This window comes from Actinomyces bouchesdurhonensis (assembly GCF_900128465.1).
Lineage (GTDB): Bacteria > Actinomycetota > Actinomycetes > Actinomycetales > Actinomycetaceae > Pauljensenia > Pauljensenia bouchesdurhonensis.
Genome location: NZ_LT635869.1, coordinates 231,213 through 244,177, shown reverse-complemented (window position 1 = coordinate 244,177; position 12,965 = coordinate 231,213). Strand labels below are relative to the sequence as shown.

The 12,965-nt window shown below is 63.1% G+C and carries 9 protein-coding genes; 7 read left to right on the top strand and 2 right to left on the bottom strand.

The genetic code is table 11. From position 1 onward, the window contains the following. Positions 1–144: 144 nt before the first annotated feature. The 5 genes from BQ7477_RS09550 to BQ7477_RS09530 all read left to right on the top strand — a co-directional run bounded on the left by BQ7477_RS09550 (position 145) and on the right by BQ7477_RS09530 (position 6,884). On the top strand, positions 145–3,972 hold the full coding sequence (locus BQ7477_RS09550) for a S8 family serine peptidase (RefSeq protein ID WP_073983710.1): 3,828 nt from the start codon (positions 145–147) through the stop codon (positions 3,970–3,972). Positions 3,973–4,182: 210 nt separating this feature from the next. Then, the gene (locus tag BQ7477_RS09545; RefSeq protein WP_073983709.1) at positions 4,183–4,686 is read left to right on the top strand and encodes a hypothetical protein; all 504 of its coding nucleotides are present in this window, start codon (positions 4,183–4,185) and stop codon (positions 4,684–4,686) included. 142 nt (positions 4,687–4,828) lie between these two features. Continuing rightward, positions 4,829–6,199 carry a Fic family protein gene (locus BQ7477_RS09540; protein WP_073983708.1) on the top strand — a complete coding sequence of 457 codons (1,371 nt, stop codon included), beginning with the start codon at positions 4,829–4,831 and terminating at the stop codon, positions 6,197–6,199. 179 nt (positions 6,200–6,378) lie between these two features. Next, positions 6,379–6,597: a helix-turn-helix domain-containing protein gene (locus BQ7477_RS09535; protein WP_073983707.1), complete on the top strand. Its 219-nt coding sequence runs from the start codon at positions 6,379–6,381 to the stop codon at positions 6,595–6,597. Then, a complete protein-coding gene (locus BQ7477_RS09530) occupies positions 6,507–6,884 on the top strand; it encodes an integrase core domain-containing protein (RefSeq protein ID WP_129582551.1) in 378 nt (125 codons plus the stop codon). Before BQ7477_RS09535 ends, BQ7477_RS09530 begins: the two co-directional genes overlap by 91 nt. A 646-nt stretch (positions 6,885–7,530) precedes the next feature. Here the strand turns inward: BQ7477_RS09530 and BQ7477_RS09525 are convergent. Together BQ7477_RS09525 and BQ7477_RS09520 are read right to left on the bottom strand one after the other, a co-directional pair. Continuing rightward, a complete protein-coding gene (locus BQ7477_RS09525) occupies positions 7,531–7,812 on the bottom strand; it encodes a transposase (protein ID WP_039936984.1) in 282 nt (93 codons plus the stop codon). A 167-nt stretch (positions 7,813–7,979) separates the two neighbouring features. Beyond that, entirely contained in the window at positions 7,980–10,436 is a 2,457-nt protein-coding gene (locus BQ7477_RS09520) for a lysylphosphatidylglycerol synthase transmembrane domain-containing protein (RefSeq protein ID WP_234968781.1), read from the bottom strand. Between the two features lie 574 nt (positions 10,437–11,010). Here BQ7477_RS09520 and BQ7477_RS09515 point away from each other — a divergent pair. Both BQ7477_RS09515 and BQ7477_RS09510 read left to right on the top strand, forming a co-directional pair. Beyond that, positions 11,011–11,637 carry a DedA family protein gene (locus tag BQ7477_RS09515; protein WP_073983857.1) on the top strand — a complete coding sequence of 209 codons (627 nt, stop codon included), beginning with the start codon at positions 11,011–11,013 and terminating at the stop codon, positions 11,635–11,637. A 3-nt stretch (positions 11,638–11,640) separates the two neighbouring features. Beyond that, positions 11,641–12,965, top strand: a 1,325-nt coding sequence (locus tag BQ7477_RS09510; protein ID WP_338072957.1) for a DUF6541 family protein, incomplete at its 3' end; no start/stop codon positions are given.

Below are 12,965 nucleotides of genomic sequence, written 5' to 3'. Positions count from 1 at the left end.
GTAAAACGATTGCCAATTGTTTCCCAATGTGGGATAAAGTTTGTCGCTCTTGTCACGTGCGGTATGTTGGGTGTGGCGACCGACACGACGAGGTCTCTCTCCCCTCAAGGGACGGTCGCCTGTCGACACATTGGAGCAACGCACATGACACTGAAAAAACCAACGGCGCTTCTCGCGCTCGTCGGTGCCTGCGCACTCGCAGTCACGGGCCCGGCGACCCTCGCGGCGCCACCAACTCCTGCGCAACCCGACCAGGGAACCTCGGCCTCGTCCCTGCCTGTCGGTGATCTTGACACTGCACTGACCTCAAAGAATGGCGAGACTGCTACGCCCGATACTGACGTGACGGTGAGCGGCCAGGATCCGGCGCGTCTGGTCGGCATTATCGTCCAGCTGCAGGACGGGGCCGATCGGGCGAGCGCCCTCGCCTCGATCAACGAGGCCGTGGCCGGGACGTTGCCCGGAGCCACCGCGAGTGTGGAGCGCGAGTACAACAAGGCTCTTGACGGCTTCGCCCTGAAGGCACCCGCCGGCGCCCTGGACGCGATCCGCCGCGCGAACGGCGTCCAATCCGCCTTCATTGAACGTGACACGCCAATCGCCGATGCCATTGGCATCGACGCGGAGGGCGCAACCCCGGCCCCGCGCGTGGCCGGTCAGAACCCTGACAACCTGAGCGCCCAGCTCATGATGCACGCCGACCAACTCACCCAGAAGGGTGAAGGCACAGTCGTCGCCGTCATCGACACGGGCGTGGAAATGACTCACCCTGCCTTCTCCGGCACCCTCACGGGAACGCCCGCGATGACAGCCGCCGATGTCGAGGCCCTGACCCCCCAGCTGGGCATGGGCAAGACCGGTATCTACTACAACGAGAAGTTCCCCTTCGCCTACGACTACGCGGACGATGACAATGACGCGATGCCGAGTCCAGGCGACTACGGCTCGCATGGCACGCACGTCGCTGGCATCACTGCCGGTGATGCGGACCAGATCATCGGCGTCGCACCAGAGGCGCAGATAATCGTCGCGAAGGTCTCGCGCAGCGTGGAGGGCGACATTCCCGACTCCGCGCTGCTGGCCGCGCTCGACGACATGGTCGTCCTGCACCCCGACGTCGTGAACCTGTCGCTCGGCCAGCTCGGCGGCATGGACAACGAGGCCGACTCGGTATACGCGACCGTATTCAAGAGCCTGCAGGACGCGGGAATCACCGTGAATGCTGCGGCCGGTAACCACTACTCGGCCGGATACGGGAACCTGTCTGGCAAGAACCTGCCCTACGCGTCCGACCCGGACTCCTCCACCCAGTGTGAACCCGCGACCTACTCCTCCGTGGTCTCCGTCGCCTCGATGGATAACCTGCTGTCCTACAACGCCTTTACGGCGGCCGGCAAAGACATCGCATACCAGCGTGCGCGCGGCTTCAACGGCGAAAAGGTCGCTGAACTCTCCGAGATGACTCCCGGCGACTACGAGTACGTGGACGGCGGCTTCGCCTCCGAGGAGGACGCTGCCGCCCTGAAGGCGAAGTACCCGGATGGCCTGGCCGGCAAGTTCGTGCTCGTCTCGCGCGGCCAGATGACCTTCCAGAAGAAGATCGAGAACCTGGCCCCGCTCAACCCCGCTGGCATCCTCGTCTACAACAACGTCGCCGGCGACTCGCTCATGATCATGAGCGTGACGACACTGGACGTGCCAGCCGCCTTCATCTCCAATGAGAGCGGCAAGGCCATGCTTGAGGCCGCCGACCACCACCTGACCCTCGTCGACGGCAAGACCGTGACGCCGAGCGCCAAGTACTCGATGTCCGACTTCTCCTCGTGGGGCGTCACCCCCGACCTGCGCCTGAAGCCCGAGGTCACCGCTCCGGGCGGCAACATCTATTCCGCCATCCTGGACGGCAAGTACGACCACCTCTCCGGCACGTCCATGGCGACCCCGCAGATGGCCGGCGTCAGCGCCGTCGTCTTGCAGCGTGTCCAGTCCGACCCGATGTTCGCCTCGATGAGCGCGCGCCAGAAAGCCGACGTCGTCCAGAACCTCATCATGGGAACCGCGACTCCTGTCGTTGATCCAGCTCAGGACAGCGGCGCCTATTATTCCCCGCGTAAGCAGGGCGCGGGCCTCGTGAACGCTCTGGCTGCCACGACCTCGTCCGTGTACCCGACCGTCGTGGGTGCGCCTGAGCCCTCCCGCCCCAAGGCCGACCTGGGGGATGGCACGACGGGCTGGCACTTCGACGTCACCCTCCACAACCTCTCCGGCGTGGAGGCGACCTACGAGCTGAGCTCCCAGGCCCTGTCCGAGATCGTGGACGGCGGCTTCTTCACCAGCAGCGCCACCGACTGGCGTGGTAAGGGGGTCACCGTCACCTATTCCGGTGCAGCCGCCGGGTCCGGCGAGGGTGCGAGTGTGACTGTTCCTGCTTCCGGCGAGGTCACCGTCGGCGTTGATATTGCGCCCGGTTCCGAGTTCGCCTCTTACGTGGCGGACAATGCGCCAAACGGCACGTTCTTGGACGGCTTTGTGCGCTTCGCCTCGAAGACCGATGGTGAGCCCGACCTGGCCGTGCCCTACCTGGGTTTCTATGGTGACTGGGGGAAGGCTCCCATCTTCGATGCGCTCGCATCCCAGGGTGGGGCGCACACTTTCGCTTCAGGCATCGTGAATGGGGTGACCGGGGATTCCCTCGGGTACAACCCCCTCATCAAGGTGGGTGAGCGCACCGGAGAGCCCAAGGCGGACCGTTACGTGATCTCGCGGTCTGAGGCCTCGGGCGCCCCCACGGTCCTCGAACCCCGCACGGGCACCCTGCGCAGCATCCACACGCTCAACACTGTGTACGCTGACGCCGCCGGCAAGCCGGTCGCTTCCTACGTCACCCACCAGGCGTGGAAGTCCGGCGTCAACCCCGGCACGGGCAAGATGACCTGGGTCGAGGACGGCCACGATTCCACATCCTTGGATGCGCGCGCCGAGGCGTTTAAGGATCTGCCTGATGGCGAGTACACGTTGAGGCTTTCCGCCCACAACGATGGGCCGTCTCAGCGTGAGCAGTCTATTTCTTACGATTTCCGTCTTGATACCACGGCGCCCGTCATTTCTAACCTGGCTTACGAGGGGGAGGGGGATGACATGGTTGTTTCCTTTGATGTCGCGGATGCTTCGCCTCTGGCTGGCGTGGATTTGCATGACCCGGCTGATGGGTTGTGGTTCTACCGCCACGTCTTCACCGAGGATGAGGGCGTTAAGGGGGCCGATGGTACCTACAGCTACCACGTGGAGATTCCGATGAGCGTGATCGAGCAGGCGTGGAGTGATCAGGGTGGCACCGGTGACGTGATCGCCAACCCGTATGTGCTCGCGTGGGACTACGGTTTGAATCATTCCGAGGCTGTGAGCGTTGACTTGCCTACCGGTAATCCGGGCGTGAGTTTGCCGTGCGCGGATCCTGCGGGCGGTCATTGGGCCAAGGATGCCGTGGGCTGGTGGTACGTGTGCGCGAACGGGACTGACTATCTGACGGGCGGCTGGTTCACTATCAATGGGCGCGACTACCAGTTCGGTCCGTCCGGTTACATGATGACCGGGTTCCTCAAGCGTGCCAGCGGGGAGTGGGTGTACGCCGATTCCGAGGGTGCTCTTGTGGGTGGCTGGGTGCGCGACGGTGCCTACGGTGGGCCGTACTGGTACTACATGGATCCCGCCACGAAGGTGATGGCTACGGGCTGGCTGTTTGATCGCGGCTCCTGGTATTACCTGGGTGCCTCCGGTGATATGCACACCGGGTGGGTTAAGGTTGATGGGCTGTGGTATTACCTGAACTCTTCGGGTGTGATGCGCACCGGCTGGCTCCAGCTTGGTGGTTTGTGGTACTACCTGTCTCCTTCCGGCGCGATGGTGACCGGTACGCAGGTCATTGACGGTCGGACGTATTCCTTTGACACCTCCGGAGTATTACGGCCCTAACGCTGGCTGCTTCTGATTCACCAGGCCGGGGCCCGGGAACGCTCACCACGAGCAACCCGGCCCCGGCCTCACCCATGCGACGAGGCAGTGGTGGGCGTGATACTCCGGAGCGCACGGCGGCTGTTGTCCTGCGGTATGTTGGACGTATCTGCCGAGACAGCGGTGCTGTCGCAACTGTTTTGGTTGCCTGTGAATACGAAGGAGTGCGCTATGCCCATGAAGAAACCAGCCGCCATCCTCGCTGGCGTCGGAACGTGCGCGCTAGCGGTCGCGAGCTGCTCAGTGTCCTCCTCGCAGACACCCACCAGCGATCGGGGATCCCAGTCCGACGCGGACTCATCCCAGTCCGCATCGGTTGCCACGGCCTCGTCCTCTCCGGTGATCGACCCTGATCGTGCGCTGACCCCGAAAGGCACGCAGAGCGGCGAAACCGAACCCAGCATGCCGGAAGCGTCGACCGGTGCTGATGACCCGGCGAGGCTCGTCATCATCATTGTCCACCTCGAAGAAGGGGCTGACCGTGAGGCTACCCTTGCCTCCATCAACGAGGCTGTGGCTGGTGTCTATCCGGATGCGACCGTCGAGGTTGAACGCGAGTATAAGAACGCTCTGCAGGGCTACGCGTTGCGTGCGCCCGCAGGCTCGCTGGACGCAATCCGGGCCGTGAGCGGGGTGAAGCTGGCGGCTATCGAGGGCGAGATGCGCGTGCAGTAGCGCCGCGGCGGCGTCGGGCGAGGCGGGGGTGAGCGCCGTTCTTCGAACGTGGAATCCCGCGACCTGATGCGCCTGTGTGTCTACTTGCTTCAAATTAAGATAAAATTAGAAGTAACTTGATGTTCGTGTGAACGGAGAAGCCATGAAGACTCCCGTCCCTCCGCCCTGTCGGCTCGGCGAGCTGCGCGAACGCGTCATCGCCAGTTTGGCGAACGCGGATGACGAGCGACATCTCTTCGTTCTCCGTGCCCTCGCTGGCGGACTGGACGATCCAGAGTATCGCCCGTGGGAGTATTACTTCCGTGCCGAGCCGGTGCCAGATGGGCTGATGCGTGAGGAGTGGTGGTACGCGGTGCGCACTGCGCGCGCCTCGACGGCCCGGCCCACTCCCTTCATCATGACGGACGGGACGCGCCTGACGTTTAATCTCCCAGATCGCTTCTTGCGGTTGAATGAGGAGATTACGGCACAGGCGCGCGGTCAGATGGAGCTGCCCGCAGAGGTGGCGACGCAGGGGGTGAGGGATAGGTACCTGATCAACTCTCTCTACGAAGAGGCGATCACTTCCTCCCAGATGGAGGGGGCGTCTACGACGCGGCGTGACGCGAAAAAGATGCTCCGAGAAAAGAAGGATCCGCGCACTCGCTCGGAGCGGATGATTCTGAACAATTTCCTTGCCCTCGAATTCGTGCGCGATCACTTGGGTGAGGAGCTCACTCCCGAATTCATCTGCGGAGTCCACCGCATCGTGACGGATGGGACGCTCGACGAGGCGGAGGATGCAGGGCGCCTGCAGCGCCAGGGTGAGGAGCGAATTCGTATCTACGGAAGTGAAGGCGATGAGCAGCTGCTGCATGTGCCGCCGCCGGCCGAGGAGTTACCTGAACGGCTCCGGCGTCTGTGCGACTTCGCCAATGGCGTGGGGGAGTATGCGTCGCAATATGTGCCGCCCCTCGTGAGGGCGCTCGTCGTTCATTTCATGATGGGCTACGACCATTACTTCGTCGATGGGAACGGGCGCACAGCCCGCGTCATCGCCCAGTGGGTCATGCTTCGTGAGGGCTTCTTTCTCATGGACTTCGTGCCTGTCTCACGGCTTCTGCGCAGGGCGCCCGCGCAGTATGCCCGCTCGTTCCTTGAGGTTGAGCAAGATGAAGGGGATCTCACCTACTTCCTCATTTGGCACGCCGAGGTCATGTGTCGAGCAATTCGTGAGCTGCATGAGTATCTGGCGAGAAAGTCTAAGGAGATGGGACAGATGAAGCATCTTCTGAGGCGCACCGAGCTCAATAATCGACAGATCGGGGTCATTGAGGAAGCGTTAAAGGATTCCGCTTTTACTGTGACAGCTGCTGCACATGCGGACAAGTACAGGGTGACGCTGCAGACGGCGCATGTCGATCTGCGTGGCCTTGAGGATGGGGGATACCTGATGCGTGTCAAGCGTGGCCGGAGTTTCGAGTGGTACCCGGTTCCAGATCTTCAACGCCGGGTTCAGGGGGCCGACGCGTAGTGCGAGTGTCATAAGCGCCACGGTCGTCATGACTGAGATGGGGAACGAGAATCTTACGGTGCGACGAAACGTCCAGTTGCTTCACATCTGATGGAGGGGTCTGGGTTTTTGGACCTTTTGTTGTGAGAGGGTTGTTCTGAGTAGTCCTGGCTGCTTGCGGCCGGGCAGAATGGATGACCATGAGGAAGTTCTCGAAGCACACGCCTGAGCAGATTGTTGTGAAGCTAGAGAAGGCCGAGGCGCTGCGAGGTGAGGGCATGAGTACGGCCCAGGCCTGCCGCGTGCTGGGTATCAGCGAGGCGACGTTGTGCCGGTGGCGCCAGCGTTATGGGTCGATGAGTTCACCCGTCAACACCTGGCTTTTCGCGTCGAGCGGCGCATGGGTGCCGCCGACGTGATCGAAATGCTTGACCTGGCTGTCCTGGCCCATGGGGCTCCCCAGGTGCTGCGCGCCGATAATGGGCCCGAATTCATCGCCGGAGCCTTGGGGCGCTGGGCCAGCGAGCATGACACGTTCCAAGCGTTCATCCCGCCGGGCCAGTCGTGGCTGGGCGGGTTCGTGGAGTCCTTGCACAACCGCATGCGCGACGAACTCCTCGAGGACAACATGTTCGAGGACCTCAACCACGCGCGCGCTCTGATCGGCGCTTGGTCCCAGCGCTTCAATGACGAACGCCCCCCGTAGCGCGCTCGGCTGGCTCTCGCCCAACCAATACGCGCGCCAATGGGCGCAACATCACCAATAGCAACCATCCCTCAACCCGGTCCACAAAACCAGACCAGGCCAAGACCAGGTCAGTCTGACGCGCCTCATCAACCATAAGTCGCATGCAATTCGGGTGCCCGAACTTTCTCCAGCACTCCAAAACGTTGCAATTCCAACGATGTGATTTCAATGTTTGAAATGTTTGCACGGGAATTGCATGCGACATTTCTGAGGAACCACAACACGAGGCCACAAAGAACACCAAGCAGGGGACGCTCAAGCCCAGGGGACACTCAAGCTCACAAGGTGCCCACATCCCCAGCCGCCACAACTGCCAGAAGCACAGGGGCACTGCACCCGATAAGGGGCGCTACACCCGATAAGGGGCACTGCACCCGAACAGAAGAGGTGTATTGCCTACGGATCGGGTGCAGTGCCCCAACACACAAGAACAAACGCGGAACTGGCACACCGAACCACACACCGCCACAACCAGCCCGGGCATAGGGCACCGCGCGGGCTCGGCAATACGTTGACCGGGACAGCCCGGCAATGCGCCCGTGCAAGGCGCTGAGAAAACCCTGACCAACCAGGTAGCTCACAGCCTCGTGCCGACGCGCCGGGCCTAGAAGTTTCCCTCCGCGAGCTCACGCAACGCTGCTTTCTCCAGCTCTGCTTGGCCCAGCAACTGTTTGAGGCGCGCGTTTTGTTCGCGCAACTCGCGCAGTTCCTTGGCCTCACTACGACTCATCGACCCATAACGCTGGCGCCACCGGCACAACGTCGCCTCGCTGATACCCAGCACGCGGCAGGCCTGGGCCGTACTCATGCCCTCACCTCCCAGCGCCTCGGCCTTCTCCAGCTTCACGACAATCTGCTCAGGCGTGTGCTTCGAGAACTTCCTCATGGTCATCCATTCTGCCCGGCCACAAGCAGCCAGGACTACTCAGAACAACCCTCTCACAACAAACGGTCCGAAAACCCAGACCCCTACACATCTGAGCCCCGCGGCGCGCGCAAGGAGGAGCGAGCACCGTGAGCATCCCCAGGGCCGAGGCGCAGGATGCGTACGCCTCAGATCAGATCCTTCTTCTCCATGTACTTCATGGCGAGCCAACCAAACGGAATGCGCCCATAGAAGGTGACAAGACGGTAGAGCAGAGCAGTAGCGATAGCGACGGAGGAAGACACGCCCGCGACTGTTAAGCCCGAGGTGAGCGCCGTTTCGACCGTGCCGATACCACCCGGAGACGGGATGAAAGAACCCGCCGCGTTCGCCGTCAGGTACGTGATGGCAACAGTGGAAAAGTTCAAAGAACCACCCATAGCAACCATGGCGGTCCAGAATGCCCCCACGTAACCGATGTTCATCAGGAGGTTGCCGCCCACGAGAGCCGCGAGGCGGCGCGGCTTGCCGACTATCCACAGGAGGCGCGGGTAAACCTGGCGCCACGTCGGCTGGATTTTACCCCAGATCCAGCGGCGCACCCGCGGGACGGCTCCGATGACGCCGACCGCGACCATGACGACCCCGACGACAGCGAGAATCGTGCCGTAGGGCACTGATACGGACAGTGATGATCCAGCACTCACCATCACCAGTAAGAGTAGAATGATCGTGATGAGCGCTTGCGAAATCTGCATGAGTGTCACCGTCGTCACGGCCATCGCCGTGGGCACACGCCGCTTTCGCAGATAACGCAGGTTCAGGGCAGCAGGACCCACGCCGGCGGGTGCAACAATCGTGATGATCGAGGCCGCGATCTGAGCGATCAGGGTGTCCCTGAACGGCAGCTTTTCTGGCGACAAGGCGATGAGTGGGACGGTAGAACCCACCCAAATGAGGCAGGCGAGCATCGCAGACGCAGCCATCCACCACGGGTTTGCGCTGGTGACGGTGGAGAGAAGATCGCTGAAGTTCAGCGAGGAGACAACGATAAAGACCGCGATGAACGCCACTGCGATCGTGAAGATCGTGCGCGGGCGGAAACGCTGCAGGTCGGCAGTCGGGGCGGCCTCGCCTTCGGAGTCACCCACGAGGGCGGCGCGCAGCTCCCCCAGCAGGTCGCAGCGGCGCAGTAGTTGGTTGACTGATGCTGGCAGGACCGGCTTCTGGATAACGGGCGCGCACGCAATCAGGGTATCCTCCCCGACGCAACGGCGGCCCGCCTCAAGGGCGCGCTGAGGACCCACAGCCAGTGCCGTCAGGACCAGCATCTGAGCGATGTCAATCGACTGGTTGAGCTCACTGGTCGCGACCTCGCCGGAGTCCCAGTCGAGAAGCCACACGTCGGAGGAATCATCCACGACAACGGCCTCGGGCGTGAGCGCACGGTGTGAAATGCCGCGGGTGTGCGCGTAACGAAGCTGTTCCCACGCGCGGTCCAAGACCTCGTCCGAGGCATGCTCGCCCAACTCCGTCAGGGGTGTCGTCGGGGGGAGCGCGGACAGGACCATGATGATGGAGTCATTCGCCGACGCGATGGCGATGGGTTCCTGCGTGAATACGCCTGCGCGCAGCGCCTGCAGGGTCGTGAAGGAGGAGCGTTCCGCCTGCGCTTTGAGCGAAGGCGAGACCCAGCGGCTAATGCCGCGCAGCCGCAAATTGTTCCACATTTCCAGGAGCGTGCCCGTCAGCTCCTGGCCGGGATCCATGACGATGAGTTCGTAGGCTAACCCGGTGTCACCCCACACCTGATAGTGCCGGTTGTGGTCGGGGTCAGGGCGTCTGGTGACTGTGATGCCCATGTCCCCCAGGTCAGCGGGCATCTGGGTGAGGCGACCGCGCGCGTTTTCGGCGACAGCCCACGTGGACAATGGCTCGACGGAGGTGTCCAGGTCGGTGCGTACGATGCGCGAAGGGGTGATGCCGATGCCGAGGAGGGCTTCCACGAGGGCCGCGCCTTTAGCGCGCTGATCGTCGAAGCCCATGAACCAGCGCGAACCGGAGCCAAACGCGCGACCGATGAAGACGGAGATGAATGCGACGGGCAGGGTCATGGAGGAACGAAGGACGCCCAAGAACAGGGTGATCCACAGGCCCGTCCATCCCCAGCGAATCGCCTTCATAGATTGGGCTTCGCCGGCGGAGGTAAACAGGGCGCTCAGGGTGACGATGACGAGGTTGATCGCGATGGCGAAGCCGGTTTGGTGGCCTTGCGTGGCGATCGCGCGGTCCACGCTGAGGGGTGCGATCAGATATGAGGGGAGCAGGCCGGTGGCCAGGATGATGATCCACCCGCCGATCGCTGCGATGACGCTGGTGACGAGGGCTTGGATGATTGCCTGGAGGCGCCGGCGCAGCGCCAGGGAGAGGATCACGAGGATCGGCGTGGTCAGGACGATGAGGCCCTCGGTCATGCTCACTGGGAGGATCAGTATCTTGCGGACGAGCTGGAATTTCAGGACGTCCATGGTGACGCCGTGCGTCGTGGCGCTGGCGACCGTGCCGATCGTCCAAATGGCGACGATTGCGAGGAGGTCGATGATGACGTCGACGATGTCCTCACGTCGGCGTCGGAGGGTGAACATTCGGTCGGCGATGTAGGCGGGGCGGGGGAGTCGGAGCCTGCGGGCCGGAACGGGGAGGGTGACCTCGCCGTTTTTGGCTCGTGTGATGACGGCTGCGTCGGGGGAGTCTTTGCCGCCGCTGGTGGGTGTCTCGTTTTCGGCTGGCGAGTCGGTCGCTGCGGCAGTGCCGTCGGGTGCGGGCGGGGCTGAGGGTCGNGCGGGAAGCTGGGTGGCATGACGATTGGCTGCGCTGATGAAGCGGGGATGACGACTGCGTCCATGACCTCGGTGCGTGCCTCAGATAGTGGAACTTCTGGCGGTTCCGGAGGCTGGGTAGGGGAGATGGCCGCCCCGGCCTCGTCGATCATGCCCATGAGACCCTCGACCCCTAAGGCGTTCGGATCCTCAGCCGAAGAGGGGACGAACAGGATGTTCGTATCGACGACCGGAGTGCTCTCGTGTGACTCCTTGCGCTTCCTCATGTTGACCATCCTATATTCGCGGTCAACAAAGGTAGGGTTAGGGGGACATATTCCCGGCAGAAAAGGACCCTATCGTGACCTGGTCTACATTCGTGGCCGCATCGGATCCGTCGATGCTGAGCACCGTTATCGAGTGGTTTAAGAACCCTGAGTCTCTGCTTGTCGCAATGGGACCGTGGGTCCTGTCGGGAACGATGCTCATCGTCCTCATCGAATCTGGCGTGCTTTTCCCCGTGCTGCCCGGCGAATCCCTGCTGTTCACGGCCGGCCTGCTGCACGACCGCCTCGGCCTGCACCTGCCGACCCTGATCGCCATGGTCGTCGTCGCCGCCTTCCTCGGCGCACAGATCGGCTACTTCCTGGGCGCGAAGTGGGGGCGCCGCTTCTTCAAGCCGGACGCCCGCATCCTCAAGACTGAGCACCTGGACAAGGCTGAGCACTACTTCACGAACTACGGCGGCCGCTCCCTCGTCATCGGCCGTTTTATTCCCTTCGTGCGCACCTTCATTCCGCTTGCCGCCGGCATGGCCCGCTACCCCTATCCGAAGTTCCTGCTGTTCAACACGCTCGGTTCTCTCATGTGGGGCGCGGGTTTCATCCTGGTGGGTGCGATCCTGGGCAACGTGCCCTTCGTGCATGACAACCTGACGCTCATCCTGGCTGTCATCATCCTCATTTCCGTCGTGCCCGTTATCATCGAGGTTATTGGTAAGCGTCGCGGCGGCGCTGAAAAGGAGTAACTCGTGCTGGCCTGGTGGATGCTGGTCCCGACCCTGCTGGCCATGACGGTCGCCCTGGTGCTACCGGGGTTCATGTGGCTGCGGGCCGGCGTGCGCTCCTCGCTGGTCGCCATCGGGGCAGCACCAGCCTTCACGTTCGGCCTCATCACGATGCTGTCAGTCCTCTACCCGGCACTCAACATCGAGTGGGAACCTTCCACCGTTATGCCCGTCCTGGGACTGAGCACCCTCGGCGGGGCGATCGCGTGGAGTCTCAGCTTCTTTCGTCGGACCAACGGAGGATTCGCCCTCAACGGCGTTCCACTCCGCCAGGCTATCGGCGTGCGGGTCCCCATCGGTGGTGCACAGGCCGCGGTTCGCGCCGTCACGTGGAGTGCGGTTCTCGGGGGATTCCTCTTGGCCGCGTGGCCACTCGTGACGGGCGCGGACCCCGCCAACCCAGTCCAGCAGTGGGATCCGACCTTCCACCAAAACGGAGTCCACGCGATCCTGTACGGCAAGGATGCCAGCCCCTTCGGTGGCCTTCACGAACTCTACGGCGGGCGCCGAGTCTACTATCCCACTGGCTGGCACGCCTTCGTCGCGCTCTTCGCTCGCTATGACTCGGTCATCCAGACATCCAACGTGTCGTCCCTGGCACTCATGGGCGTGTGGGTGACGGGCTTGGCGGCCCTCGTCTCCGTCCTGACCGCCTCACGTTCAGCGCTCATCGCAGCCCCGATCATCGGTGGCACGCTCTTGAACATGCCGGCCGACGCGCTCACCATGTACAACCAGTGGCCCAACTCCACGGGCACCGTGCTGGTCCCCGGCCTCGCGGCAGCTGCCATCGTCGCTGGAAGACGCTTCGCCACCGATCTGCGTGACGGGCACGGCGTTCGGGCGCTCGCTCGACGCGTTCCGCAGGGCATCTTCATGGTCGTCGGCTGCCTCGGCCTCGTCGGAGCTCACCCGAGCGCGGCCTTCTCCTTTCTTGCCTTCCTCGCCGCGCCCCTGTTGGCATCCATTGCCTCCTTCGCACGCTCGGCCCTAGGCCGCGAAGGCAGAGGCCAGCTTGTCGCTATCGCGTGGGTATTCCTCGGCGTCACGGTCATCACCGTGCCCATCCTCGCACTGGCCTCCCCCAAGATTTCGGCGATGGGCAGGTATCCGCGCAGCGGATCCGGTTGGGGGGAAGCGTTCTCCCACGCGTTCTTGCCCTACCCTCCCTTTGCGGATACGCCCAGCATCACCCAATGGTCCCTCGTGCAGCTGGTCCTCCTCATCGCAGGCGTCGCCGCAACCGCGCGCCTGACCACCCTCCTGCGTCGGCCTGACCCGCTTGCGCG